The organism is Blastomonas sp. UPD001 (assembly GCF_003426715.1).
Taxonomy (GTDB): Bacteria; Pseudomonadota; Alphaproteobacteria; order Sphingomonadales; family Sphingomonadaceae; genus Blastomonas.
The window spans coordinates 2,446,804-2,472,383 of record NZ_QKVT01000001.1 but is presented as its reverse complement, the minus strand read 5'-3'; the positions used below and the strand labels follow the sequence as shown (position 1 = coordinate 2,472,383).

The 25,580-nt window shown below is 63.7% G+C and carries 21 protein-coding genes and 1 pseudogene; 17 read left to right on the top strand and 5 right to left on the bottom strand.

The features are described 5' to 3' along the window. Nucleotides 1–38: 38 nt before the first annotated feature. A complete protein-coding gene (locus tag DM995_RS12550; protein ID WP_116969640.1) occupies nucleotides 39–3,233 on the bottom strand; it encodes a WD40/YVTN/BNR-like repeat-containing protein in 3,195 nt (1,064 codons plus the stop codon). On the opposite strand from DM995_RS12550, the gene DM995_RS22375 reads away from it, so the two are divergent. From DM995_RS22375 to DM995_RS12485, 16 genes are all read left to right on the top strand, one after another. Then, nucleotides 3,232–3,459, top strand: a complete 228-nt coding sequence (locus DM995_RS22375; protein ID WP_232824371.1) for a hypothetical protein — start codon at nucleotides 3,232–3,234, stop codon at nucleotides 3,457–3,459. The two genes, DM995_RS12550 and DM995_RS22375, sit on opposite strands and share 2 nt — an antisense overlap. A 488-nt stretch (nucleotides 3,460–3,947) precedes the next feature. Further along, on the top strand, nucleotides 3,948–5,351 hold the full coding sequence (locus DM995_RS12545; protein ID WP_116969639.1) for a TldD/PmbA family protein: 1,404 nt from the start codon (nucleotides 3,948–3,950) through the stop codon (nucleotides 5,349–5,351). A gap of 32 nt (nucleotides 5,352–5,383) precedes the next feature. Beyond that, on the top strand, nucleotides 5,384–6,844 hold the full coding sequence (gene tldD, locus DM995_RS12540; RefSeq protein ID WP_116970453.1) for a metalloprotease TldD: 1,461 nt from the start codon (nucleotides 5,384–5,386) through the stop codon (nucleotides 6,842–6,844). Continuing rightward, on the top strand, nucleotides 6,841–7,842 hold the full coding sequence (gene trxB, locus DM995_RS12535; RefSeq protein WP_232824370.1) for a thioredoxin-disulfide reductase: 1,002 nt from the start codon (nucleotides 6,841–6,843) through the stop codon (nucleotides 7,840–7,842). Before tldD ends, trxB begins: the two co-directional genes overlap by 4 nt. 16 nt (nucleotides 7,843–7,858) lie before the next feature. Next, the gene (gene trxA, locus DM995_RS12530; protein WP_116969637.1) at nucleotides 7,859–8,182 is read left to right on the top strand and encodes a thioredoxin; all 324 of its coding nucleotides are present in this window, start codon (nucleotides 7,859–7,861) and stop codon (nucleotides 8,180–8,182) included. A 53-nt stretch (nucleotides 8,183–8,235) separates the two neighbouring features. Continuing rightward, the gene (locus DM995_RS21295; protein WP_157973194.1) at nucleotides 8,236–9,117 is read left to right on the top strand and encodes a hypothetical protein; all 882 of its coding nucleotides are present in this window, start codon (nucleotides 8,236–8,238) and stop codon (nucleotides 9,115–9,117) included. Continuing rightward, nucleotides 9,117–10,019, top strand: a complete 903-nt coding sequence (locus DM995_RS12525; protein ID WP_157973193.1) for a helix-turn-helix transcriptional regulator — start codon at nucleotides 9,117–9,119, stop codon at nucleotides 10,017–10,019. The genes DM995_RS21295 and DM995_RS12525 overlap by 1 nt, the downstream gene beginning before the upstream one ends. Before the next feature lie 31 nt (nucleotides 10,020–10,050). After that, the gene (locus tag DM995_RS12520; RefSeq protein WP_116969635.1) at nucleotides 10,051–10,713 is read left to right on the top strand and encodes an RNA polymerase sigma factor; all 663 of its coding nucleotides are present in this window, start codon (nucleotides 10,051–10,053) and stop codon (nucleotides 10,711–10,713) included. Then, nucleotides 10,682–10,897, top strand: coding sequence for a hypothetical protein (locus DM995_RS22370; protein ID WP_157973192.1), 216 nt, complete (start codon nucleotides 10,682–10,684; stop codon nucleotides 10,895–10,897). Before DM995_RS12520 ends, DM995_RS22370 begins: the two co-directional genes overlap by 32 nt. 48 nt (nucleotides 10,898–10,945) lie before the next feature. After that, nucleotides 10,946–12,142, top strand: a complete 1,197-nt coding sequence (locus DM995_RS12515) for a hypothetical protein (protein ID WP_157973191.1) — start codon at nucleotides 10,946–10,948, stop codon at nucleotides 12,140–12,142. 66 nt (nucleotides 12,143–12,208) lie between these two features. Continuing rightward, nucleotides 12,209–13,993: an ABC transporter ATP-binding protein/permease gene (locus DM995_RS12510; protein WP_116969633.1), complete on the top strand. Its 1,785-nt coding sequence runs from the start codon at nucleotides 12,209–12,211 to the stop codon at nucleotides 13,991–13,993. A 210-nt stretch (nucleotides 13,994–14,203) separates the two neighbouring features. Then, nucleotides 14,204–17,041 (top strand): TonB-dependent receptor domain-containing protein, encoded by a 2,838-nt coding sequence (locus DM995_RS12505; RefSeq protein WP_198669345.1) that lies wholly within the window; start codon nucleotides 14,204–14,206, stop codon nucleotides 17,039–17,041. A 108-nt stretch (nucleotides 17,042–17,149) separates the two neighbouring features. Beyond that, on the top strand, nucleotides 17,150–17,476 hold the full coding sequence (locus DM995_RS12500) for a thioredoxin family protein (RefSeq protein WP_116969631.1): 327 nt from the start codon (nucleotides 17,150–17,152) through the stop codon (nucleotides 17,474–17,476). A gap of 10 nt (nucleotides 17,477–17,486) precedes the next feature. Then, a complete protein-coding gene (locus DM995_RS12495) occupies nucleotides 17,487–18,443 on the top strand; it encodes a hypothetical protein (RefSeq protein WP_116969630.1) in 957 nt (318 codons plus the stop codon). 61 nt (nucleotides 18,444–18,504) lie between these two features. Then, nucleotides 18,505–18,828, top strand: a complete 324-nt coding sequence (locus DM995_RS12490; protein WP_116969629.1) for a thioredoxin family protein — start codon at nucleotides 18,505–18,507, stop codon at nucleotides 18,826–18,828. Nucleotides 18,829–18,956: 128 nt separating this feature from the next. Continuing rightward, a complete protein-coding gene (locus DM995_RS12485) occupies nucleotides 18,957–19,634 on the top strand; it encodes a pyridoxal-phosphate dependent enzyme (protein ID WP_286164948.1) in 678 nt (225 codons plus the stop codon). Between the two features lie 26 nt (nucleotides 19,635–19,660). On the opposite strand, the pseudogene DM995_RS12480 reads toward DM995_RS12485, so the two are convergent. From DM995_RS12480 to DM995_RS12465, 4 genes and pseudogenes are all read right to left on the bottom strand, one after another. After that, nucleotides 19,661–20,146: pseudogene (locus DM995_RS12480) on the bottom strand (TolC family protein); the annotation flags it as partial. A 5-nt stretch (nucleotides 20,147–20,151) separates the two neighbouring features. Next, nucleotides 20,152–21,267, bottom strand: coding sequence for an HlyD family secretion protein (locus tag DM995_RS12475; protein ID WP_116969628.1), 1,116 nt, complete (start codon nucleotides 21,265–21,267; stop codon nucleotides 20,152–20,154). After that, nucleotides 21,264–22,952, bottom strand: coding sequence for an MFS transporter (locus DM995_RS12470; RefSeq protein ID WP_232824369.1), 1,689 nt, complete (start codon nucleotides 22,950–22,952; stop codon nucleotides 21,264–21,266). Before DM995_RS12470 ends, DM995_RS12475 begins: the two co-directional genes overlap by 4 nt. Then, nucleotides 22,945–23,577, bottom strand: coding sequence for a TetR family transcriptional regulator (locus DM995_RS12465; RefSeq protein WP_116969627.1), 633 nt, complete (start codon nucleotides 23,575–23,577; stop codon nucleotides 22,945–22,947). The genes DM995_RS12470 and DM995_RS12465 overlap by 8 nt, the downstream gene beginning before the upstream one ends. Nucleotides 23,578–24,165: 588 nt before the next feature. On the opposite strand from DM995_RS12465, the gene DM995_RS12460 reads away from it, so the two are divergent. Then, nucleotides 24,166–25,566: a methyl-accepting chemotaxis protein gene (locus DM995_RS12460; RefSeq protein WP_116969626.1), complete on the top strand. Its 1,401-nt coding sequence runs from the start codon at nucleotides 24,166–24,168 to the stop codon at nucleotides 25,564–25,566. The last annotated feature ends 14 nt before the right edge of the window (nucleotides 25,567–25,580 follow it).

Genomic DNA, 25,580 nt, shown 5'->3' with positions numbered 1-25,580 from the left:
GGGGCCGGCCAGCGCCGCCGCTGCCAGATATCGCGCCTTCACTCGGTTGCCGGAGCCGCCACCGGGACGGCCAGCGGCCTGCGCACGATTTGCTCGATTCCCGCCGCGCTCAATTGCGCGTTGAGCTTCGGCAAATCGCTGCCGATCGCTGCTTTGAGCGCAGCCAACTGCCTGTCGAGCTCGGCCGAGAGCGTGGCGAAGACCGCTTCGCTCTGGTCGGTCGGGCGCGCCTCGGCGCTTTCCGCGACGCCGATCAGCCCGGCGAGCTTGTCGTTGAGCTTGATCGGATAGTTGAGCGGGTCCTGGCGCGAGCGGTTGCGCATCTGATAGAGCTCGCCCTCGATCGCGCTGAGCCTTGCATCGAACGCACTCAGGGCGCGGCGCAGCCCGGCATTGGCCGATGCATTGCCTGCTGCCGATGCGGTCTGCTCCTTGATGCCGCGGATCAGCAGCACCGCTTCGTTGGCCTGGCTCACCCGCTGGCTCACCCGATTTGCGAAATCGAACCGCGCGACCAGATCCGCCTGGGTGACATTGGTCAGGCGCGGGTCGGAGCGGATTTCAAAGGGTTGGGTGAAGCTCTTGCCGTCGACGGTCAGCCGCGCCTGATAGCGTCCCGGCGCCGCCGTGATGCCGCCATTGCGGCTGGTCCACAGGATCATGCCGGGGAAATCGGTAAAGCCCGGATAGCGCATCTTCCACACGAAGCGGTTAAGGCCGGGCTTCATCGTCGTGGTCGGCTTGGGCTTGGGCTTGAACGGATCGTCTTCTTCGTCATCCTTCTTCTTGTCGTCCTTCTTGGGATCGACCGGATTGCCGGCAAAGCTCTGGATCAGCGCGCCGTCGGGTCCCAGGATGTCGAGCGCGAGCTGCTTGGGGCGGGTGGGCAGGAAATAGTCGATCGCCACGCCCTCATCGACCTCGCGCACGGCAGGGGCAGGGGCGAACAGCCGCTCGGTGCGCGGCGCGCCGCTTTCGAGCTGGCGCAGCACGCCGATATTGTCGAGCACCCAGAACGAGCGGCCGTGCGTCGCGATCACCAGATCGTTGGCGGTGACGGCGAGGTCCGAGACCTGCACCGCAGGTAGATTGCGCTGCAGCTTGCGCCAGTCCTTGCCGCCGTTGAACGAGACCCACACGCCGCGTTCGGTACCGAGATAGAGCAGCCCGGGGCGCACGATGTCGTCGCGGATGCTGCGCGCCATCTCGTCATTGGGCAGGCCCGCAGCGATCGAGGTCCAGGTCCTGCCGTAATCGGTGGTCTTCAGCACATAGGGCTTGAAGTCGTTCAGCAGGAAGCGATGGCCGATCATATAGGCCGTGCCGTCGGAATGCGGCGAATCCTCGACCGTGGTGATCTTCACATGGCGCGGCAGCGTCTTGGGCGTGACGTTCGCCCATTTGCCGCCGCCATCGCGCGTCACATGCACCAGGCCATCGTCCGACCCCGCCCAGATCAGCCCGCGCTCGCGCCGCGACGGGGCGAGGGCGAAGACTGTGGCATAGGTCTCGACGCCCGTCTGGTCGCGGGTGATCGGGCCGCCCGAGGGGCCGAGCGTCTTGGGATCGGCAAGCGTCAGGTCGGGGCTGATCTTCTCCCAGCTCTGCCCCTCGTTGCGGCTGCGCCAGACATGCTGCGAGGTGACATAGAGGCTCTTGGGATCGTGCGGATCGAACACGATCGGGAAGGTCCATTGAAAGCGCTCGGCAATCTCGCCCGCCGAATAGCCCATCGGATTGTCGGGCAGCACGTTGATCGCACGCGCCTGGCCGGTGGTGCGGTCGTAGCGGTCGAGCGTGCCGCCATAGCTGCCCGCGTAGAAGATCTCCGGATTGAGCGGATCGTTGGTGACATAGCCGCTCTCGCCGCCGCCCGCGGCAAAGCCGTACTGGCCGCCGCCGAGGACGTTGACATGCTTCCAGTCGCGCGAGGGCACGCAGATGGTCGAATTGTCCTGCTGCCCGCCACAGACGAAATAGGGGAAATGATTGCTGACCGACACGCGATACATCTGCGCGGTCGGGTAATTCTGCCGCGTCCAACTCTCGCCGCCATTGACGCTGACATTCGCGCCGCCGTCATTGGCCTGGATCATCCGCTGGTTGTTGGCGGGATCGATCCACAGATCGTGATTGTCGCCATGCGGCACCTTGATCTTCTTGAGCGTCATGCCCGCATCGTCCGAGCGGAAGAAATCGACGTTCAGGATATAGACCCGGTCCTTTTCGACCGGATCGGCGAGCAGGCGCGAATAATAGAAGGCGCGCTGGCGCAGGTCGCGGCTGTCGTTGCTGCGCTTCCAGCTCGACCCGGCATCGTCCGAGACGAACAGCCCGCCTTCTTCGGCATGCTCGACGATCGCGTAGACACGGTTCGCATCAACCGGCGAGACGCTGACCCCGATCTTGCCGATCAACCCCTTTTGCGGCAGCCCCGGCGCGCGGGTCAGTTCCTTCCAGGTCTCGCCGCCATCGGTGCTGTGGAACACGCCGCTGCCCGGCCCGCCAGAGCTCATGCCCCAGGGCTTGCGCCAGGCCTCCCAGAGCGCCGCGTAGATGTTGCGCGGGTTCTTCGGATCGATCGAGATATCGACCGCGCCGGTTTTCGCGTCGCGGAACAGCACCTTGCGCCAGCTCTTGCCGCCATCGGTGGTCTTGAACACGCCGCGCTCGGCATTGGGCTCGCCATAATGGCCGAAGCCCGCAACAAAGGCGGTGTCGCAATTGGCCGGATCGATCCGCACCCGCGCGAAATTCTGCACATCGGCCAGCCCGGTCTTCGCCCAGGTCTTGCCCGCGTCGGTGGATTTCCACACGCCATTGCCGGGCAGGATGTTGCCGCGCAGCTGCGTTTCGCCGGTGGTCAGGTACAGGATATCGGGATTCGCCTCGCAAACCGCGACCCCGCCGACCGAGGCGGTGTCGAGCTGGCCGTCGGTCACCGGCTTCCAGCTCTGGCCGCTATCGGTCGTCTTCCACAGACCGCCGCCGACGGCGGTGAAATAATATTCGTGCGGGCGTGCCGCGCTGCCGGTGGCGGAGATCGAGCGACCGCCGCGATCGGGGCCAATATTGCGCCAGGTCAGCGAGGTGAAATAGGCCTGCTCGTCCTCGGGCAGCGGCGCATCGGCCGCCTCCTTGGCCTTTTCGAGCTCGTTGGCGTCCTGCGCCAGCCCCGCGCTTGCGGGCAGGCAGCAAAAGGCCAACCCGATCCATTTGTGTTTGAGCTTCATGTCTGACCCTCTTTCCCTGCGTTGGCGCCTGCGTCCCGGCATGTGCCGATTCCAGATCGTTTCTGTTGGAACCACCATCGGGTGCCGCATCGGGGAAATCAAGCAAACTCATGGAGTTGTGAACCAAGCTGCAAACTTCCCGGAAAAGGCGGCCTCTCGAGGACCGATCAGCGTTGCCGGCGGACAGGCGTTGGAGAAAGAGATGCAACCATTACGTCAGGCGTAGGCACCTGAGACGATGGTTCAAATCATTCCGATCGATGCATATACCCCCGTCCAGTTGCCCCAATGGGTCGACGCATTCCCTGACCTTATCGCGGTTGTGACAATCTGCGCCCGTATTGCCGATAGCTCCTGATCATGGTGTCAGCTTCGGGAGAGCGTCCGGTTCTGGGGGCCGCAATAATCGATCAGACTGCCTCACGCGAGGTCCGGCTATCGGGTCTCGCTGTCGGACTCAGCGGATCGAATGCCATGCGCGAGCACCGCGCTTCACCCCGGCCGCCGCCGGTCCGAGCATCGGTTGGATGCCGTGGACGCACTCTGCGGCAGGCCATTTGCTCTGGAATCTGCACTGTCAGGCAACAAGGCGGGGCCAATTAGGCAACCGTCGCGGCAAACTTGTCTTATAAAAACGGGATTGGTCGATGTTGCATTGCAACGGACCTTCCGCCCGGTCGCGTGGCCTGGATTCGGGATAATGAGGGAACCCAAATGAGCGTTAGCAGTCTGCCGCGACCCGGCGAGGCCTCTTCCAGTGAAATGGGGGATGGCTATCTGCTGCAGAGCGAGGCCGATCTTGCCAAGGCGGTGGCCTACGCGATCGAACGCAGCGGTGCGTTGGGTGCCGCCGAGGCGATCGCGCATGTCAGCGAAGGCGGTGGAATCCATATCGCTGTCACCAACGGGCAAGTCGAGACAGCGGTGCGCGACGGCAACCAGAGCCTTCGGATCACTGTGTTCGAAAATGGCCGCACAGGCATGGCGTCCACCGAATCGCTGAGCCGCAGCGCCATCGATCGTGTGGTCGAGCAGGCCATCAGCATGTCGCGCCAGCTCGAACCCGATGCGGACGCGGGCCTTGCGGACACCGATATTCTGGCGTGGTCGACGCCGGGCGTACAGCTTTTCGCGCCTTCCAACGAGTCCGCCGAGACACTGACCGAGGCGGCGCTGGCAATCGAGGCTGCGGCGCTTTCGATCAAGACCAGCGATGAGGTTCGCGTTTCGGAAGCAGGGGCTTCGAGCCAGGACATGCGGTTTGCGATCGCGACCAGCCAGGGCTTCTGCCGCACCGGCAGCGGTTCGATTCAGCGCCGCTGGTGCCAGACGATTGCCCAGCGCGGCGACGAAATGAAGCAGGGCAGCTGGTCCTCGGCCGACCGCCAGCGCACGGGGCTTGAACCTGTCATGGAGATCGGCCGTCGCGCTGCCGAACGCGCGCTGGCCATGGTCGGCGCCGAAGGTCTGACCACCCGCCGTTGTCCGGTGCTCGTCGATTCGACGGTCGCCGCGAGCCTGGTACGCGATATATGCACACAGCTGACGGGCAGTTCGCAGTTTCAGCGCATGACGTTTTTGCCCGACGCCATGGGCCAGCAGATCACGGCGGGCCATCTGTCGATCGTCGAGGATCCCTTCGAGCCGTTCGGTTTGGCAAGCGCCGCGTTCGACGATGAGGGCGTTGCCGGCCGGCGCCGCGAAATCGTTCGCGAGGGCGCGGTCGCCGGGCTGTTTCTCGATACCCGCATGGCGCGCAAGCTCGGCAGCGTCTCGACCGGAAACGCTGGCGGCATGCGCAATCTGTCGCTCACCAGCAGCCTGACACAAGCCGGCGACGATCTCGCCGCGATGCTCCGCAAACTGGGGACAGGCCTGTGGCTGACCCGGTTCATGGGCGGCAAGACCAATCCGGCTACGGGGGTCTATTCGCAGGCCGCAGGTGGCTTCTGGGTCGAAAATGGCCAGATCGTGCGCCCGGTTCTGGGCTTCACCGTGGCGGGCAACCTCCAGGACATGTTCAAGTCCATCGCCGCGATCGGCGCCGACGTCCATCGCGCCGGAGCCTTTAGAGTGGGTTCGATCCTGCTGCCCGAAATGCAGATTGCCGGTCGCTGATGATGCACCCCTTACGGAAAGAACCGAGCCCGATGCTTCTGACAGCCACCGATCGTCTAGCCCATGCACAGGATCAGCTTCTTGCGGCCAACGACCTCGACATCAATCAGCTGGAGAACGGTCTTGCCAGCCTCTGGGCACGGGGCGGCGACTATGGCGACCTGTATTTCGAGATGACCACGCGCGATACATGGTCGCTGGAGCGCGGCAAGGTCGCGCGCGCCGCCTTCAGCATATCGCAAGGCATCGGCGCGCGCGCCGTGACCGGCGACAATACGGCATTTGCCTATTCCAGTGACATCAGCCCCAAGGCCCTCGGTGCCGTAACCGCTGCCGCGCGCGCCATGCAGTCGCAGGGCCAGGACTCCGGCGAAACCGGGCGGGGCGTCGAAATCAAGCCGGTAGGCCAGGATTCGAAGGCCTATTCGACGATGGAAGCAGCGGGCGGCATGGACACCATCCAGAAGGTCGCGCTGCTGCGCAAGCTGGATGACATGGCCCGCGCGGTCGACCCTCGCATTACCGAGGTCAACGCCCAGCTGGCCGTTGAGGATTCGACGATTCTGGTCGGCGCAACCGACGCCACGCTCGCGGGCGATGTCCGCCCGCAGGTGCGCCTCAATCTCTCGGTCGTGGCTGAGGGGAACGCCAGGCGCGCGTCTGGCTCGGCCGGGGGTGGTGGACGTTTCACCTTGGAAGAGTTCGATCAGCAAAGTCTGGAAAAACTTGTCCGCAAGGCCACGTCGGTGGCGCTGACAAACCTCCAGGCCATTCCTTCCCCGGCCGGTGAAATGACCGTGGTGCTGGGCAACGGCTTTCCCGGCGTCCTGCTGCACGAGGCCGTCGGGCATGGACTGGAGGGCGATTTCCACCGCAAGCGCGAATCCGTTTTCAACGGCATGATGGGCGAGCGTGTCGCTGCACCGGGTGTTACCGTCGTCGATGATGCGACCGTTCCCGGTGCGCGCGGATCGTTGAACGTCGACGACGAAGGGGTGATCGGGCAGCGCACGGTGCTGATCGAGGATGGCCGTCTGGTCGGCCTAATGCAGGACAAGATCAGCGCCCGGATCATGAATGACAGGATGACCGGCAATGGCCGCCGCCAGTCCTATTCCGACCTGCCGATGACGCGCATGACCAACACCTTCCTGGAAAATGGGCCATACGATCCTCAGGAGATCATCGCCTCGGTCAGGAATGGCATCTATGCCGTGGAATTCAGCGGCGGCACGGTCGACATCACCTCGGGCCAGTTCAACTTCTCCGCCGAACAGGCGTTCCTCATCGAGGATGGCAAGGTCACCGCGCCGATCGAGGGCGCGACGCTCATCGGCGTCGGAAACGAGGCGCTCAAGCACATCTCGATGATCGGCAACGATCTGGAAATGGGCATCGGCTTTTGCGGCAAGAATGGCCAGACTGTGCCGGTCTGCGTGGGGCAGCCGACGATCCGCATGGATCAGGTCGTCGTCGGAGGAGGCGGAGCATGAGAATGCGCCGCGAACGACCGGCATCCGTCGTGCGCCACAGCCGGGTGCTGATCATCGGGTCGGGGCCAGCGGGCTATACGGCGGCCATCTACGCCTCGCGCAGCGCGCTGAACCCGCTGCTCATCGAAGGTCCGCAGCCCGGTGGCCAGCTGACCATCACCACCGATGTCGAGAACTGGCCGGGCGATACCCGCGTGCAGGGCCCCGACCTGATGATGCGCATGGGTGAACATGCGCGTCATGTCGGCGCTGAGCTCATTTCGGATTATATCGTCGAGGTCGATCTGACCACGCGGCCATTTGCGGCCACAGGCGATACGGGCGATCGCTACACCGCAGACAGCGTGATCATCGCGACGGGCGCCAATGCGCGCTGGCTGGGTCTTGAGAGCGAAATGCGCTATCGGGGGCAGGGGGTGTCGGCCTGCGCCACATGCGATGGCTTCTTCTTCCGCAACCGGATCTGTGCGGTCGTCGGCGGGGGCAACACGGCGGTCGAAGACGCGCTGCATCTCGCCAATTTCGCGAGCGAGGTCTATCTTGTTCACCGCCGCGACACCCTGCGGGCCGACAAGGCCAACCAGGCCAGGCTGTTCGCCAATCGCAAGATCAAGGTCATCTGGAACGCCGAAGTGGCAGAGGTGCTCGGCGATGGTGGAAAGGTCACCGGGGTTCGGCTGACCGATGTCGCCACTGGCGCGCAGTCCATGCTCACGATCGACGGCCTGTTCGTCGCGATCGGTCACGATCCGGCGACCAGCCTGTTTGCAGGCCAGCTGGCGATGGATGAGGACGGTTACATCCTGGTCACCCCCGGGTCGACCGCCACCAGCGTTCCAGGCGTCTTTGCCGCCGGCGACGTGCAGGACAAGCATTTCCGTCAGGCGGTGGTGTCCGCCGGAATGGGCTGCATGGCGGCGCTCGAGGCCGAACATTTTCTCATCGATGTCGCGAGCGCTTCCGCTCCGCAACCCGCCGCTGAATGCATCAGCGGCTGAGTACAAGGATCACGCCATGTCCCTTCTGAAGATCGTAACGACAGAAACCTTCGAGGCCGAGGTTCTCCAGTCGCAGATTCCGGTGCTGGTTGATTTTCACGCTGCCTGGTGCGGCCCGTGCAAGGCATCGGCGCCGGCGCTGGAGGATGCCGCACGCGAGTTCGAGGGCGAGATCGCGTTCGTCAAGGTGGATGTCGACGAGGAACCGACGCTTGCCAGGACCTATGACGTTCAGGGTGTGCCGACGTTCATCGTGATGAAGGATGGCCAGCCGATCGAGCGCTTCCAAGGTCTGGTCTCGCGCGGCAAGCTTGCTGCGGTACTGGAGCCGCTTGCGTGAGCGGGCCCGGCAACACATTCCGCGCCTTTGGCGAAGAGGCGCGGCGGCAGGCGTTGATCGCCGACATCCGCAACAAGGGTCCGATCTACACCGCTTGGCTGACGCGCGCCTCGATCGAGGGAGATATTTCCGCCATCTCGGCCGAGCATGGCCTTCACCCGGCGCTCGCGCGGCTCTTGCCCGCGCTCGGTGCGTTCGGCGAAGCAGAAGATGCACGTTCCTTTTACGAGGCATTGCTCAACGCCATTCCCGTGGGTGCCGAGACAGGGGAGCTGGCCGGTCAGACGCTGCTTCTGGCTTGGACCGACCCGGTTTATGGTCGCGCCCGCATGGTCGCGCCGGGGCCGGTCCGTGACGCATGCGAGGGGGTCGTTGCTCTGGTGAAGCAATCTGTCGAACAGGCGGTGGACAAAAAGGCCTGGCGGTCCGCGCGGGCGACGCTCGCGGCTGTCCGCCATGATGATCCGGCCGCGGAGAAGGCGACCGATCTGGTCATGTCGCTGGGCTGGGATCTTGATCAGGCTCCGGGTGCTGCGCATGACGTGATCTCGGCATGGTCAGCCGCGGTCAATCTCGAGGCCGATGCGTCCGACGAGGACTGCTTCACCGCCGAGGAAAGCGCAACATTCGAGACCGAGATGAACAAGGTCAACGAAGAGGCGATGGATGCGCTGGCACAAGGCCAATCGGTCGAGAGCATCGGTGTCGAGGACTTTATGGCCGAAGTCGAGAAGCTCTGGAGGGCGGATCCGGTGCGTCATGCGCTCAAGCAGCGATCGGTCGCCAGACGCCAGCGATCCAATGCCAAGGTGGCGGCCTGGCGCCAGTCGATCCAGCGACGCATGCTGGATCTGGCCCATGCCACGCTGGCAGCGGCGACGATGGCCATTCACCCGGCCGAGCCTGTCGGCCTGCACGATTGGCAACAGCTCTGATGGCAGTCGTCCCCGCGCAAATTGCCTCGATCTTTGCCGCCAATCCGGTTCGCGGATTGCGCGGCGGCGACCCCTGGCACGTCGAAAGCGTTTTGCGCGATATTGCAATCATCCATCATCTGACCTGCGGCCCGTTTGCCTTTGCCCTCGAAGGGGCCAGCAACTTCGATGGTCCGGGCTTCTGTGCGCACATCATCTTCATCCGCTCCGGCGAGCTGAGCGTCGGTCAGGCGGGCCACAGCCGAACCCTGTCCGCGGGTGATATCTTCGTCGCTTGCGCTTGGCAGCCGATGACCCTTGAGGGCAAGGGCGATCTGGATGCGCTGATCGTCGTGCTTCCGGCCTGGTGGGCCATGCAGCGGTTTCTGGACGGCTTCCTGATCCTGCCCGATCTTTATGTCGACAAGGGCTATTTCGCTTCGCCCATCATCGCACGCCTGGCTGAAATGCTGTTTGCCATGACGCCGGATGATGAAACCGTCGCGTCGCAGGCGCTGACGATGATCTCGGACCTCATGCGCACGGCCCTGGCGGCCTGCGTCGATGCCGACAAGGCCCAGCCGCGCTGGCAGGGCCGTATGGGGGCCATACTGGAGTTCATCATCCGCAACCTTGATACCCCGGGGCTGTCTGCCCAGGATGCGGCCATCAGTCTCAAATGCTCCGTCAGGACGATCTACAAGAGTTGCGCGAACCATGGCACGAGCTTCAACAGTTTCCTCAACGAAATCAGGTTGGTGACCGCGCAATACCAGCTGATGCGGACCAATGATCGCATATCGGAAATCGCCTATAATGTAGGGTTCTCCAGCCTTTCGCACTTCTCCCATCTGTTCCGGGCCCGCTTTGGCGTCGCTGCCAAGACGATGCGCCAGAACCGCAGCGGGCGGCTTGTGCCATGAGCCGGATCGCCTCTTGCACGGAAATGTCTTCGTGTTTCCCGCAGCGTCTGCCGCGCAGCGCAACGCGCGTTTTTGGCCGGGTGATCGCAGCATGATCGGTGTCGGCGACGCACGCGCGGCCTGGCTCGCCCAGCACATCCTGCCGCTCGAGCCCAACCTGCGCGCATGGCTGGCGCGGCGGCATGTGGCGGGGCTCGATGTCGATGACATCGTGCAGGAAGCCTATGCGCGACTGGCATCTGTGGGCTGTGTCGAAGGCGTGCGCAACCCGCGGGCCTATCTGATGCAAACCGCGCAATCGATCATCTATACCCATCTGCGCCGCTCGCAGGTCGTCTCCATCCGCGCCGTCGAAGATGACGAATTGTCGTGTTTCGAAAGCGAGGAACCATCGCCTGAATGCACGATCTGCGATCGGGACGAACTGCACCGCATCCATCAGATCCTGGCTGGCTTTCCTCCGCAGGTTGCCACCGTGTTCACGCTGCGCCGGATTGACGGATTGTCGCAGCGCGAGACGGCCCAGCGGCTGAACGTTTCGGAAAGCACCGTGGAAAAACACATGGCAAAGGGCTTGCGCCTGTTTATGGACGCTATTGCGCGTTCCGGAATTTCGTCGCGTGGCGCGTCTAGAGCACACAAGGCAAATCGTACTGGATTAGATGTCCCATCGCGAAAGCAGTGCACGGATTGATGATGCGGCAGCTCTATGGGCCGCCCGTATCGATGCGCGTGCCCTTTCGGCCGAAGAGGAAGCCGAACTCATGGCGTGGCTGGCGGGCGATGAACGCCGCGTGGGCGCGTTCGCCCGTGCCCGTGCCATCTCGGTCTATCTGGCGCGCGCACGCGGTCTGCAGGGTGACAGCAGCGATACGTGACGGCTGGCCGGCTCGGTGATTCACGGCCGCACGCATCGACCTGCGCTGATGACCATCGCTGGCGGCCTCTTCGTTTCCCGCATCTGGCAAGACCTGCAGAAAGTGACGCGGGCCGGGTGTGGAAAATGCAACCGCCATGCGTCTCCCCTAAGTATCCGTTCTCTCCCCTCGTCTGCAGGGGAACGAAAGGATCGGCTTTTTCTGGGGGGATGGCAGTTCGTGCGCTGTGCGGGTCAATTCGTCATCTCCCTGCCATGCGGCCAGCGGGAGTACGCGATGCCACTTCGAGCGTTTCTTGGCGATTTGTCCTTCAGAACCGAGACGGTCGCGCGTGTTCGGGAACGGTGGGCCGCGCGCCAGGCGATCCCGCTGATCTATCTGAAATGGTCGTCGGACAGTGGTTTTGCCTCGCTCGCTGGCACCATCGCCGAAACGCAGGCTCCCGATGTTTTCGTCGCCAGAACCGGAATTCCGCTGGAACTGGCGCTTCTTTGCGAAACCCTGATCAACGCAGGCGTTGCGTTCGTCGACGATAAGACCGCGCCTTATGGCTTTGCCATGCAGTGCGACGATGCGGTCTGGGCATTCGGGACCGAATGGCTGGAGGCCATCGCTGCAGGGGATGATGTCAGCGACGTCGTTCGGCGCTTCCTGCCGCGCTTTGTGCGCCACATCCTGTCCGGCGATTTCTCGCTGGCTGACCATGTCGACGCAGAGGTGCGCGCCGCCGCCCAGCAGATCCTGGCCATCTGGACACGCGAACTGAAAGGTGAGGTCATTTCGCGGCAAGAGTGGCGAGCGGCGCGGGCCAATGTGCTTTGGGCCTCGGAGGCCAGCGTCGATCCCGAGGGATTTCTGGTCGCCGATCTCGTGGAATCGCTGCCATGGCCCCTGGCTGGCATCGCGCCCGAATTTCCGGCCATCTGCCAGAAATTCCTGCACGCCTATCTGCAGAGCCTGTCGGCAGCCTTCCTGCCGGAGCAGGATCAGGCGGATCGGATTGCGTGGCTCGTCGGGGCACGGCGCCTCAGGCACCTTCGCGGCGAGGCTCGGTTTGCCGATGCCTCGGACGAAGCGATTCTCGACCAGGTGCCCGAACTCAAGAGCGCGATGCTGGCGTTCCGGCAGCCCGACGCGGAATCCCGGATGGGCGCTGCCAGACATCTCGCCCGCCCGCTGGCCACTCGCTTTCTGCGCGAGCAGATGGATAGTCTGCTGGCGCTCCTGCGAGAGAGGCCGGGGTGACGCGCTTCATCGTCATTTCCCCGTGCTGCATCTTCATTGCCACCTCCAGCTAAGACTGTATCTCCTATGACCGACCGCTATGTCATCGATCCTTCCGCGCAAGACGCAGCACGGGAAGAGCGGCCGCCCGAGGTGCCGCCCGGCACGGTCTGGCAGCATGTGAAATACGGCGCCGGAATGATCTGGCGCTACGTCAAGGTCGATCCCATTCTGGGGACGCTGCTGATCGCGTACCAGTTCGTTCAGAGCACCGCGACGGTATCGGTCCTGCTGAAGATGCAGCTCGGGTTTTCGGCCATCGTGACCGCGCTGGCGGCCAAGGATGGTGACGTGATCCCCGGGATCGTGTGGGAAATCCTGATGTACAGCGGCGCCATGGCGATCCTGGGCGTGATCGGCGTGTGGACGCGGCTGGTCCTTCGCATCCGGATGCGCAAGGTGCTGACAGCGCCGTTCCTTGATCGCTGGATGGCGGGCAACCGGTTCTTCCACCTCGAACAGCGGGCGGATATCGACTATCCCGAACAGCGTATCCAGGAAGACATCTATACCTATGTCGAGAAGGTGACGATCATCGGCGTGTCCGTCGTCGCTTCGGTGTTCGGCGTGTTTCTCTATACTTCGGAACTCTGGCGCCTGTCGCCGCCGCTGGTTGTCCCGGCCGTCGGCATGACCGAGCCGATACCCGGCCTTTTGGTCTATGTCGCCTTCGCCCTGGCGATCGTGATGACCGTGCTGGTCCACTGGGTCGGCCGCTTGCTGACGCGCGCGGAAGTCGTCCGCCAGCGCCTCGAGGCACAGTTTCGTCAGGAAATGCAGGCAATCCGCGGCAATGGCGAATCGATTGCCTTTGCGCGTGCCGGTGGCATCGAGCGGCGCCGTCTGGCGAATACGTTCGAACTGATCGTCGTCAACTGGCGGGCCTATACCGTGGCGAACATGCGCATTACGCTGGTGACGGGCTTGCCCGAGACCTTCATGTTCCTGTTCCCCTATCTGATCTGCATTCCCTTCGTGCTCAGGGATCAAATGAAGATCGGCGACATCCAGGTCGTGATGGCGTCGTTCACCGCGGTCTATATGGGGATCAGCGCCATCGTGACCCAATATACCGAACTGGCGATCCTGCGTTCGGCGGTCGCGCGGCTTCAGTTGCTCGATGACCTGCTGTCCGTGCCAATGGACAGTGGCATTCACGTCGAGCAGATCGCGGACCAGCGGGTTGGCGTTCACCACCTCAAGGTCGCATACCCGAACGGTGAGCCGATGGTGGCGCTCGAGGAACTGGAGATCACGCCCGGTTCCCGCTTGCTCGTTCAGGGCAGCTCCGGCGCGGGCAAGAGCACCCTCCTGCGCAGCATTGCAGGCCTCTGGCCATTCGGGGAGGGTGACGTCAGACTGCCCGAAAATGCCAAGGTCGCGTTTCTGCCGCAGCGCAACTATATGCCCGACGGCACCCTGGCCAGTCTGATGTCCTATCCCGATCCGCCCGACAACCACAGTGACGCCGACTATGTCGATCTGCTCAAGGCCTTCGATCTTGCTCGGCTGGCACCGCAGCTGCACAGCTACATGCCGTGGAGCCGCATTCTCTCGCCCGGCGAGCAGCAGCGGATAGCCGCAGCCAGGGCCATCATGGCGCAGCCGGACTTTCTCTTCGTGGACGAGGCGACGAGCGCGCTGGACGCGCATTCCGAAGAGCAGCTGTACAAGGCGCTGATCGAGCGCCTGCCCAACGCCGCGATCATCTCGGTCGCGCATCGCCAGAGTGTCGCGGCATATCATGACCAGCGACTGCTCATCGAAAATGGCGTGGCCGATGTGTCCCCGCTGCGCCCCTCGGCAAGCTGACAAACAGTCCTCGGGGCGTGGGGCAGCGCAGGCTGCCTTGCGTCCGGATGGCTGCGACGCGGAACCGCTGCGAGAGTTTTCCAGTGAGACAGGAAGTTACACCGCGCGACCGATAATTAACTTTTTATGACGTCGCGAATGGCGGAAACAAAATGGTCATGCGTCTTATCGGGTGGGGATAATCACAGTCTCAAGGGAAGGGGCAGTCCGATGAACGCAAACAGCAAGGTTTTGAGCGTGCGGCCATGGCTTGGCACGAGCGTCGTGGCGCTTGGAATAGCACTGTGCGCACCGGCAGCACTCGCGCAGGAGGTTGAGGATCCCGATGGCGCGTCTGAAAGCCCGCAAGACGACCAGGTCGAGGGCGTTGCCGACATCCTCGTAGTTGGCCAGCGTTCGTTGAACAACGACATCCGGCGCAACCGCGATGATATCCAGCCCTATATCGTGTTCGATTCCACCGTGCTGACGCGGAGCGGTGCGCAGAATGTCGAGGACTTCCTGCAATCGCGCCTCCCGATGAACGCGACGCAGCAGACCCAGTCGCAGGTCGGCCCTCCGACCTCGGCCGCGGGTCGGCTCGACCTGCGCGGGCTGGGGTCTGATGAAACGCTGGTTCTCGTGGATGGTCGGCGTCTGCCCAGCATCACGACCGGGGATTCGTTCGGTCAGCCGAACATCAATGGCATTTCGATGGCGCAGATCGACCGGATCGAGGTCCTGCCCGCGACAGCGAGCGGCATTTATGGCGGCGGCGCGACGGGCGGGGTGATCAACATCATCCTCAAGCGCGACTATTCGGGTCTCGACCTGGAAGCCCGCTACAATGACTCGTCCGATTTCGAGGTTGGCCAGAGCTTCTTCAGCGTCAATGGCGGCCTTACGTTCGACAAGGGGCGCACCCGCATCATGGGGTCGATCTCGCGGTCGCGATCGCAGACCCTGGTGGCGAGCGACCGCAATTTCTTCCGGCGTGGTGCCGAACTGCAGTTCCGTAATGATCCGGTAAACGCCACCGTCCTGCTCGGCGGGCCGAACATCTGCTCGACAATCGATGGCTTCGACTGTGCGACCGATCGCCTCGTGTTGAAAAACGGCACGGCGCTCGGTTCGGCGTTCACCAGCATACCCGACAATTATTCGGGCAATCCTGCCGATCTCTCGGCGCGGGCGGGCAGCCTGATCTACAACCGCTCCTCATTGCCGATTTTCACCGCACCGAACGTCACGACGTACAATGTCAACATCCGGCGCAAATTCGGGAAGAACGTCGAAATCTTTGCCGATTTCTCGCGCGATGAATCCAAGAGCACCAACATCACGCCGATCCAGTACACGCTGTTCATCCCTGGCAGCGCGCCAGCCAACCCGTTCAACCAGGATGTGCTGCGGTTCTTCGACATTCCCGACAGTTTTGCGCAGACGCAGAACACCCGCAATACCCGCGTCAATGTGGGCGCGATCATCCGCTTGCCGTATCAATGGAGCGCGGCGCTGCAATATGACTGGCTGGAGAGCAAGGGGAACAGCGTCAGCAATACCGTGCTGGGGCCGTCCTTCGAGGGAGAGGAAGCGCTTCAGGCTGCCGCGTTCCGTGATCTCAGGGCCAATCCGCTGGCAAATCCGTTGTCGCTGTTCGATGTCTTCTCCTCGTCGAACGTCGCCGGAACGACACTGGAAATAGCGTCGCTGCGGCTGGGTGGTCCGGTGTTCATGCTGCCAGGCGGCAACCTTACGGCGACAGCCTTGCTCGAGCAGCGCTGGGAATCGAGCGATGAAACGGTCAACACATCGTCCTTCTTCGGCCAGACGACCTTTTTCTGGAATCCCAGGGCGGTCCAGAATTTCGAATCAGGCTATCTCGAGCTCCGCGCTCCGGTCTTCGCGCCATCGAACGGCGTCCCCTTGTTTCACCAGCTGGAGTTGATGGGATCGGTTCGTCACGATCGATACGACACGCGCTTTTCCGGTTCCTCGATCCGCGTCCCGAGCCAGACCGGCCCGTTTCCGGCCCAGATTGCATCCGAAAACGCTCTTTCGACGACGAACTACACCGTCGGGATCAAGTACGCGCCCGCCAAGGACATCGCATTCCGGGCCAGCTGGGGTAACGGTTTCCTGCCGCCGAAACTGGGCAATATCCGGTCGGAACCCCCCTCGCTGTTCAGCAGCTTCCTGATCTCGCTGCTCAATCTGCGCGATCCGGCGCGCGGCAACAGTCTCATTCCCGGCCCGCTGACCGTGCTGGGTGGTGGCAATCCCGATCTGAAGCCCGAAAAGTCGAACAGCTTTTCGGCTGGTGTCGTGCTGACGCCCAGTTTCGTGCCGGGATTGCGCATCTCGGTCGATCTGACCTCGATCCGCAAGAGCGACGAGGTGCTGAACCTTCCTATCACCTTCTTCCTGGCCAACGAAAAGGCGTTCTCCGACCGCATCAAGCGCGGCCCCAATCTGCCCGGAGATGCCCCCGGCACCCCGGGGCCGATCACGTCTGTGGACACCTCGACCCTCAATCTGTCGAAGTCGCGGTTGAAGGCCATCGATTTTCAGGTGGATTATGATCTCAAGGACACCAGCATTGGCGACCTGCATTTCTATGGTGTTGCCACGCACACCAAGGAGCTGAGCCTGCGGGCGTTGCCAGGCGACCCCTCGGTCAACCGCGCCGGGTTCTTTGAAGGACCGCTCAAGTGGCGTGCGAATGTCGGTGTGGACTGGAGCAGCGGTTCATGGAGTGCCGGCTGGAACACGCAGATTTATGGTGGTTACCGGGTCTGCAGCTCGGTGCTGACGGCCTTTACCTGCGCCCAGCAGGAAGCGTGGCAGGGCGCCGCCCGCATCGGCAGCCAGAACTATAGCGACATCTATGTCAGCTATGATTTCCCGGCGGGCGGCCTTCTGGAGGGCACCAATATCCGCCTCGGCATCCAGAATATCTTTGACCAGAAGCCCCCTACGGTGGCGTCCGGCATCGACCAGCTTGGATATTCGTCGTTCGGCGACCCCCGTCTGCAACGGTTTACCCTAGCGGTGCGCAAGCACTTCTAGTGCCCGGGGCGCCCGGTTTCCTGCCGCAAGGGCAGTGGGGCCGGGCGTCTCTGAGCTTGCGATCGCGGGGACCCATCCGAAACCTCCTGTCTAGGAATCGAGCGAACAATGCGTGGCATCATCATGGCTGTGGACGAGACCAATTTCGAGGCGGAGGTCGTGGCCAGCCCGCTTCCTGTGCTCATCGACTTCTGGGCCCCCTGGTGTGGGCCTTGCCGGGCGCTTCTTCCGACCATCGAAGCGTTGGCGCCGATATATGCGGACAGCCTGAAAGTGGTCACGATCAACATCGACGAGAATCCGGCATTGAAAGACAAATTCAATATACAATCGATTCCGCAACTGTATCTGACCCAGGAAGGCAAGCCGATGGCGCGCCTGACGTCGCGCACCCGCACGCAGCTTGCGGCTGAGCTGGACGACATTCTTGTTTGAGCGGCCCGAGATGACTTTCCAGGCTTTCCACGGCAGCCCCACCGTCAAGACAGAGTTGCTCGACCAGGTACGCGCGCAGTGGAACGCGCGTGCCCTGGCACCGGCTGTCGACCTCCACTGGAACAGCGAGGATCAGCCTGATTCGATCAGCGGAACGCTCGCCCGTACGCAAGATCGCAGCGAATTCGAAGAACGAACCGGAATTCCGGCAGATCTGGCACAGTTGTGCGAATTTCTGATCGTTGCGGGCGTCCGGCAGACCAAGGCGCCGGACACCGCCGCCGGGTTCTTGCTCGAAGGCGCTGACGCGGTGCTGGCGTTCGGGACCGAGTGGCTGAATGCGATCCGGCCTGGCGCCGACCTGAGCCAGATCGTTCCGCAGTTCGCGCGATATTGCCTGGCGCTGTTGCTCGATCCCGAATTCATCCTGGCAGAGCATATCAGCACCGCGTTGCGTGATGTCGGGGGCCAGATCCTGTCATTCTGGGATCGCGAACTATCCGGAAAAAGCCTTGCGCGTATCGATTGGCGCGACGTTCAACGCGCCGCGATGCTGGCCACGGCCAGTGACACCAGCGCCTGGGGCTATCGCGTGGCAGCCTTTGTCGAGGCGATTGCCTGGCCAGTCAAATCGGTGTCGCGCGAGTTTGTCGGGCTTTTCGAGCCGTATCTGTTCAACTGGCTGATGTACCTCGAAACGCCGTACATGACGGATGCAGAACGTGCGGATCGGGCGCACCTGCTGCTGGGGTGGAAGGCCATGGCGACCGCGCTGCGCGACGAGGCCGGTAAGATCGATTTCGACCCGCTGGAGTCACTCCCCGAGTCCAGTCGGGTCATGTCAAGCAACCACATCATGCAGACGATGGATCGGGCCGAGGCTGTCAGGGCCGCGGCACGCAGCCGCAAGGATGCGGTGATCACCGCTCTGATGGACGCCCTCCTTGCGCTGATACGCTCTGCCTGAGCGCCGCCGCCACCCGTCTTTGCCTCCGATGGCGCACCGCGCACAATAGAAGGATGAATGCATGAGCGTAGATATCGTCGCCGTTTCCGATGCAACCTTTGCGGTTGAAATCGAACAGAGCGATCGGCCTGTGCTGATCGATTTCTGGGCGCCGTGGTGCGGGCCGTGCATGGCGCTGCTGCCAACGGTCGAAGGCCTGGCGTCGGTCTATGGCGATGACCTGAAAGTGGTCAAAGTCAATGTCGACGAAAACCCCGTTCTCGCAGAAAAGTTCGGCGTCCAGGGCATTCCGAACCTGACACTGGTCATGGGAAGCAGGGCCGTGGCGCTGCGCGAACGCAGCCGGACCCGCCTCGTGAGCGAGATCGACGCGCTGCTCGGCTAGCCGCCGACAAGCCGCCCGCCAGCACGGCGGTATGCCGGGCGATAGCGATGTCCACGCCTCCCGCCAGCGGGGCCGGCGGTCGAAGAAAATGCAGTCGCTGCGACGCGGTTCACCGCTGGAAAGATTGAATGATGGAACAGGTAATGACAACCAAACCCCGGACTGCTGCCCGCGCGCTTTCCCGAATTGAGGCGGCCGCGCCACCAGTATCGAGCAAGCGCGAATGGCTCAGCGAGGCGATCGGGAAGATCGAGGCGGATTTCAACCGATCTGCCGACACCCACCTGATCCGGTTGCCGCTGCCGCATCACCCGGGCGTAACCCTCTATCTGAAGGACGAAAGCAGCCACCCGACCGGCAGTCTCAAGCATCGGTTGGCACGTTCTCTCTTTCTGTATGCACTGTGCAACGAATGGATCGGGCCGCAGACGACGATCGTCGAGGCATCCTCGGGATCGACTGCGGTCAGCGAAGCCTATTTTGCAAGGATGCTCGGCCTGCGCTTCATCGCCGTCGTGCCTGCGAGCACCGCAGCACCCAAGCTCGATGCGATCCTCTTCCATGGTGGGGAAATCCACGCCGTCGATGATCCGCGTACCGTGTATGACGTCGCGCATCGGCTCGCTGCCGAGACCGGCGGTCACTATCTGGACCAGTTCACGTACGCCGAACGTGCGACCGACTGGCGCGGTAATAACAATATAGCTGAAAGTATCTTCGCGCAGATGGCGCAGGAGGAACACCCTGTGCCGGCATGGGTCGCGAGCACCACCCGCCGCGCATCGAGCGCGAGCAGCGTGATATAGCCCGTCGCCGTGGCGGCAGCGACGGAGAGCCTGGCTGCCTCTTCGCTGGCCTCGCTCGCCGCGAGATTGGCGCGGGCCGCATCGACCCGCGCGGCATTCTTGCCGAACAGGTCGAGCTCGTAGCTCGCGCGGAAGGCCGGCTGCGCCAGGACGGAATCGAGCCCCTGGCCGAAGGGCGAGACCTCGCGCCGCACCGCGCCATCGACCCCGATGCCGAGCGAGGGCAGCAACAGCCCGCGCGAACCGCGCTCGGTGGCGCGCGCTTCCTCGACCCTGGCGGCAGCGATCTGCACATCCGGATTGTTCGCGCGCGCCTTCTCGACCAGCGCGGACAGCTGCGGGTCGCCAAAGGCCTGCCACCACTGCGCTTCGACCGGAGCGGTCACGCCCAGCTGCGTGCGCCACGCGATCGGGGCGGCAACCGATGCGCCTTGCGGGGCGTCCTGCAATGTTGGAGCGCAGGCGGAAAGCAGCAGCGCGCCAGCGAGCGCGGCGATCAGGGGACTGCGCATCGGCCTCACTCCCCGGTGTGGACGGTGGCGACCACCGACATGCCGGGCCCAAGACGCTTCGCCGCCTTCTGGCCGGGATCGAGCACGATGCGCACCGCGATGCGCTGCGGCACCTTGACGAAATTGCCCGCGCCCGTGTCCGGCTTGACGATGCTGAACTCGCTGCTGGCAGCAGGCGCCACGCTCTGCACGCGCCCGGTCAAGCGGGTCCCGCCAAGCGCATCGACCTCCAGCGTCGCGCGCTGGCCGACAGCCATGTTCTCGGTCTGCGCTTCCTTGAAATTGGCCACCACCCATAGCTCGTCGGGGACGATGTACATGAGCTGGGTTCCGGCGCTGACCAGCTGGCCTTCGCGCGCGGTGATCTCGCTCAGACGGCCCGACCGCGGTGCGCGGATTTCGGTGCGCGAAAGCTCGAACGCGGCCAGGTCGCGCGAGGCCTCGGCGCCCTGTACCTGCGCCTCGAGCGCGCCCCGGCCCACCCGGACCGAACGCACATTCTCTGCCGCGATCGCTCGCTGCGCCTGCGCCTGCCGCACGCCTGCCTGTGACTGGCGCAGCGCTGCCAGCGCCTGGTCGCGCTCGCGCAGCGAGACCGAGCCTTCATCGACCAGCTCGTTGATCCGGTTCATGTCGGCCTGCGCCTTCTGATAGCCGGCCTGGGCGCTGGCCACGGCCGCGTCCTGAAGCTGCAGCTGCGCCTGCGCCGAGCGCAGGCTCTGCGCACTGTTGGCGAGGTTGGCCTTTTGCGCGGCAATGTTCGCCGCGCCCTGCTGCACCTTTTCGCGGAAAGGCGTGGCATCGATGCGCGCGAGCAGCTGGCCCTGTTCCACCTTCTGGAAATCGGCGACGCGAACCTCGACCAGATAGCCTGCGACCTGCGGGCTGACGATGGTCGTGCGCCCGCGAACATAGGCGTTGTTGGTCGTCTGGTCGCCGCCGGCAAAGGGAGGCAATCCCCAGGCAAAGAGCGCGACGAGCACGCCGACCAGGATCAGCACGGCCGCAACCAGCACGCGCTGGCGCGAGAATTTCGGCGACCAGCCCTTTTCGGGCGGCGGTGGCGCAGCGGGGCTGCCCGATGCTTCGGTGGGGGCCGCCTGCGGGTTGATGGATGTCATGGTTCGTTCCTTGCGCGCATTGCCTCGATAAAGGCGAGTTCCTTGGCGAGCGGATTGCGCCCGCGGATCTTGTTGATCACCCACGGCACGAGCAGCGCGACAAAGGTGATCGCCGAGAGCGTGCCGATGAGGAAGAAGACGTCGTTGAACGCGAGCACCGCGGCCTCGCGCCCGATCTGCGCCGAAATGCTCGCCGAGGTTGCCTGCTGCACCAGCGCCGGGTCCTGCTGCAGCGGGGCAGTGCGCTGTGCCGCGTTCGAGAAGGCCTGCGAGAGCTGCGCATTGCTCATCGCCAATGTCGTGCCTGCATCGATCAGATGCGTCTTCAGCCTGACCGTGTGGAAGCCCGAGAGCAGCGCGATCCCCGCCAGGCCACCGACCGATTGCGACAGCGAGAAGATCGCGATGAAGCTGATGATCGTGTTCTGCCCCGCGGCCAGCGCACGCAACATCCCCTGCATCAGCACCGGGCCCATGGCGAACACGGCGGCAAAGGCGATGGCCGCCTGCGACAGATAAAGGTCCTGCGGGCGGCTCATCATGCCGGCGCGGGTATCGGCAAAGGCCGCCACGCAGATCACCAGCACGGCAAACAGAACGGGCCGGGTCAGGTCCTTCGGGTCGAGCCGGATCACCGAGAGCACCATTCCGGCAACGGTCGCGCCGGTCAGCACCCAGAAATAGCCGGTCAGCTGCTCGTTGCCATAGCCCAGCGCCGCGAACATGCCGCTCGCGCCGAAACCCTGCTCTGCCACCAGGATGCGCACCGTCGCGCCGATCGCCGCGATGCTCAGGATCGCGCGGCTCGACAGCCAGCTCAGATCGAGCATCGGGCTCCTGCGATTGGCCTCGATCAGCAGGCAGCCGCCCAGGCCGATCACCGCGAGCGCGACCGCATAGCCCAGCCAGGGCGCATCCCACCACACGATGCGCCCCTGGATCAGGAACGCGCAGAGCGAGGCGACGCCCAGCACGAACAGCGCCATGCTGGGAATGTCCAGCGGCTCGAAGGTCAGCTTGCGGACCCCCGGCGGAAGGCGCAGCAGATAGACAAAGGCGAGCCCGAGCACCGAGAGCGCGAACTGGAACTGGAAGACATGCGCCATATCGCCATCGACCAGCAGCGCCGGCGACAGCGCGCGCGTCAGCGGAAAGGCGATCTGCGCGAGGCCGAGCGACAGCACCAGGCCCACGGTGCGCATCGCCGGCGGAAGCCCCTGCATCAGATAATAGATGGTGAGCGCCGACAGCCCGCTGGCGGCGACCCCGGCCACGGCGCGCGCGGCCAGTTCGGCATGATAGCCCGGACCGATCAGTTGGACGAAATTGGCGAGCACCAGCCCCGCCATCGCCCAGCGCACGAAAAGCTGGATGCCGAACTCCTGCCGCACGCGGAACAGCAGCATGCTCATCGTGGCATAGGTCGCGTAGAACGCCACCGTCATCCACCCCGCCTCGACCGGGGTCAGCGCGAATTCGGCCTGCAGCGCCGGCGTGTTTGCGAGCAGAAAGCCGTTCTGCGCGCCGCCGACGAGCCCGATGAACACGCCGATCGCAAGATAGGCCGCGCGCCGCCGCGTCGGGTGATCCGGGTTGGCGGGCGATCCGGGCAGGATCGGCATCTCGTGCGGCTTGAACGCATAGCCGTCGGTCTTGTCGATCAGCGGAGGTGGAGGCTCAGCCACAGCGCAACGCCTCGTCGATCAGCACCACCTCGAGCGCGGCGGCGAACGCACGCTCGTCGCGTATGTCGGTCACCAGCTCGCTGAGCCGCTCGCGCCTCGCGACATGGCTGGCCGCAGAATAGATGAAATTGGCGACCCGGAACTGCAGATGCGTCCCCTCCACCGCCGCCTCGGCGACCGCAGCCTGAGCAAGATCATGGAAGCGCTGATGGACCGGCGCCGACAGTTCGCGCAGCAGCCAGTCGGATCGATCCGTATCGACGGTGATGTCACGCAGGATCAGGCGCGGCACCTCAGGATGCGCCAGCAGATGCTCGATATACGCCACCATCGTGCTGCGCAGCCGCGCGGCCGCCGATGTCCCGCCAGCACGGCCTTCCGACGCATCGAGCGCGTCGCGCAACTGCGCCGCCGCGCTGCTGACAAGCGCTTTCCACAGCCCCAGTTTTCCGCCGTAATGATAGGAGATCAGGGCGACGTCGACGCCCGCGTCGGACGCGATCAGCCGCAGCGGGGTCGCCTCATAGCCTTTGGCGGCGAAATGCATTCTTGCGGAAGCCAGCAATGCCGGGGCCACCTGTCGAGCATCGCCCTGGGGGCGTCCTGAACTCTTGCGATGCGCCATATGGCATTCCCTGCACGGCCCACGAGCCAAGGGCTCAGGCTAATTCAACATGTGTTGAATACGTGAAGGGCCGGGTCGAGTTCCAAGCGCGAACGAAAATATAACTTGGATTAATCTCTGGCGCGAATTTGGTTGCTGGGGGCTGGAGATATCGTCAGCGAGTCGTGCGGCCGGACCGGCCCGCGGATGGCGTGGCCGAGATTGAAATAAAAATTTTACATCGGGATACAGGATGGTGAGACGGCTCATGGCGCGCCTGCGCAGGTCAGAGGACAGCGACTTGTACCCGGTAATGCGCTTCACCTGTCAAGCCGATTGGACACAGGCTGCAGAACGATCGCTTCATTTTGATTTTACCCGATTTTATTTCGTTAATGCGCTATCGGGCATGGTTAATGGACCGTATCAAGGTTACCAGAGTTTTAGGTGCACCTCCCAAGTCAACGCACCGAAATCAGCGTGTTGACTAACCACTTACGTAGACAAAATTGGTATTTGTTCGACGTTCTGCCATTAACTTTTGCTTATGCAATGCGCGGCTAAGCGGTGTCATCCAATCTGGACAGAGGGAAACCAGGGGAGGCTCCCATGCTGAACAACTTTTACGCCCATTATCCAATTCGCAAGAAATTCGACGTAATCCTTGGGGTGCTGTTGGCGATTGCCATCATTCCCGCGGCGTACAGCGCCAGCGAGCTGTTTGGCGGCAACGCGGACGTGCTCTGGGAGATGATCGGCGAACTGGGGGTGCTGATGGCCGTGGGGGCGTTCGTGCTATATGCAAAAAAGGCGGTCAGTGACCCCTATGTGAACACCGTCGTCCGCATGGAAGGCCTGGCGGCTGGCGATCTGACCAGCCCGATCACCTTTACCGACCACCGCGACTGCGTGGGCCGCATGAACAAGGCCATGCTGGTGTTCAAGGACAATGCCGCCGAGCGGCTCCGCGCCGACGCCGTGCTGCGCACCGTGGTGTCCGAAATTACCTCGGGCCTGCAGCACATGAAGAACGGCAATCTCACCTACTCGATCGATTCCGCCTTCGACGCCGAATACGATCAGCTCCGCCAGAATTTCAACGACACGATGGGGCAGCTCTGCCAGCTGCTGACCCAGACGTCGAGCGCGGCGTCGAACGTGCTCAACGGCGCCTCGGAAATCCGCTCGGCTTCGGACGATCTGGCCAGCCGTACCGAGCAGCAGGCCGCCAGCCTGGAGGAAAGCGCCGCGGCCATGCGCGAGGTCACCGGCATGGTGCAGCAGACCGCGCAGAATGCCGCCGAAGTCGGCAAGCAGGTCAGCGAGGCGCACATGGCAGCGACCGATGGCGGAGCGGTCGTCCGCCGCGCCGTCACCGCGATGGACGCGATCCAGAAATCCTCGAGCGAGATCACCAACATCATCGATGTCATCGACGGCATCGCCTTCCAGACCAACCTGCTGGCATTGAACGCGGGGGTCGAGGCGGCGCGCGCCGGCGATGCGGGCAAGGGCTTCGCCGTGGTCGCCAACGAGGTGCGGGCGCTTGCCCAGCGTTCGGCCGATGCCGCCAAGGACATCAAGGAGCTGATCACCGCATCGACCGCAGGCGTGTCCGACGGCGTGGCGCTGGTTGACGAAACTGGCACGGTGCTGTTGCAGATCAGCGACCGCGTGGCCGCGATCAACACGCGAATCTCCGAGATCTCGTCTTCGGCCCAGGCACAGGCGCTGCGCCTGCAGCAGGTCAATCTCGCGGTGAACGAGATGGACAAGATGACCCAGCAGAATGCCGCGATGGTCGAGGAATCGAACGCCGCCGCGCGCAGCCTGGCCGAGGAAGCGACGGATCTGTCGCAGGTTGTCCAGCGCTTCCAGACGGGCAACGTGGCGCCCGCCAAGCTGCCCAGCGCCGCCAAGCCGGCCCGCCGCGCACCGGCCCCGCGCGCCCCGATGGTTTCAGGAAACCTCGCATTAACCATTTCCGAGGAAGACTGGTCGGAATTCTGAGGAACAGGAGAACA

Coding starts and splice junctions, on each gene's coding strand:
- DM995_RS22375 (WP_232824371.1), top strand. CDS start 3,232: ATGTCTGACCCTCTTTCCCTGCGTTGGCGCCTGCGTCCCGGCATGTGC.
- DM995_RS12550 (WP_116969640.1), bottom strand. CDS start 3,233: ATGAAGCTCAAACACAAATGGATCGGGTTGGCCTTTTGCTGCCTGCCC.
- DM995_RS12545 (WP_116969639.1), top strand. CDS start 3,948: ATGAGCGTTAGCAGTCTGCCGCGACCCGGCGAGGCCTCTTCCAGTGAA.
- tldD (WP_116970453.1), top strand. CDS start 5,384: ATGCTTCTGACAGCCACCGATCGTCTAGCCCATGCACAGGATCAGCTT.
- trxB (WP_232824370.1), top strand. CDS start 6,841: ATGAGAATGCGCCGCGAACGACCGGCATCCGTCGTGCGCCACAGCCGG.
- trxA (WP_116969637.1), top strand. CDS start 7,859: ATGTCCCTTCTGAAGATCGTAACGACAGAAACCTTCGAGGCCGAGGTT.
- DM995_RS12525 (WP_157973193.1), top strand. CDS start 9,117: ATGGCAGTCGTCCCCGCGCAAATTGCCTCGATCTTTGCCGCCAATCCG.
- DM995_RS22370 (WP_157973192.1), top strand. CDS start 10,682: ATGTCCCATCGCGAAAGCAGTGCACGGATTGATGATGCGGCAGCTCTA.
- DM995_RS12515 (WP_157973191.1), top strand. CDS start 10,946: ATGACCATCGCTGGCGGCCTCTTCGTTTCCCGCATCTGGCAAGACCTG.
- DM995_RS12510 (WP_116969633.1), top strand. CDS start 12,209: ATGACCGACCGCTATGTCATCGATCCTTCCGCGCAAGACGCAGCACGG.
- DM995_RS12505 (WP_198669345.1), top strand. CDS start 14,204: ATGAACGCAAACAGCAAGGTTTTGAGCGTGCGGCCATGGCTTGGCACG.
- DM995_RS12500 (WP_116969631.1), top strand. CDS start 17,150: ATGCGTGGCATCATCATGGCTGTGGACGAGACCAATTTCGAGGCGGAG.
- DM995_RS12495 (WP_116969630.1), top strand. CDS start 17,487: ATGACTTTCCAGGCTTTCCACGGCAGCCCCACCGTCAAGACAGAGTTG.
- DM995_RS12490 (WP_116969629.1), top strand. CDS start 18,505: ATGAGCGTAGATATCGTCGCCGTTTCCGATGCAACCTTTGCGGTTGAA.
- DM995_RS12485 (WP_286164948.1), top strand. CDS start 18,957: ATGATGGAACAGGTAATGACAACCAAACCCCGGACTGCTGCCCGCGCG.
- DM995_RS12475 (WP_116969628.1), bottom strand. CDS start 21,267: ATGACATCCATCAACCCGCAGGCGGCCCCCACCGAAGCATCGGGCAGC.
- DM995_RS12465 (WP_116969627.1), bottom strand. CDS start 23,577: ATGGCGCATCGCAAGAGTTCAGGACGCCCCCAGGGCGATGCTCGACAG.
- DM995_RS12460 (WP_116969626.1), top strand. CDS start 24,166: ATGCTGAACAACTTTTACGCCCATTATCCAATTCGCAAGAAATTCGAC.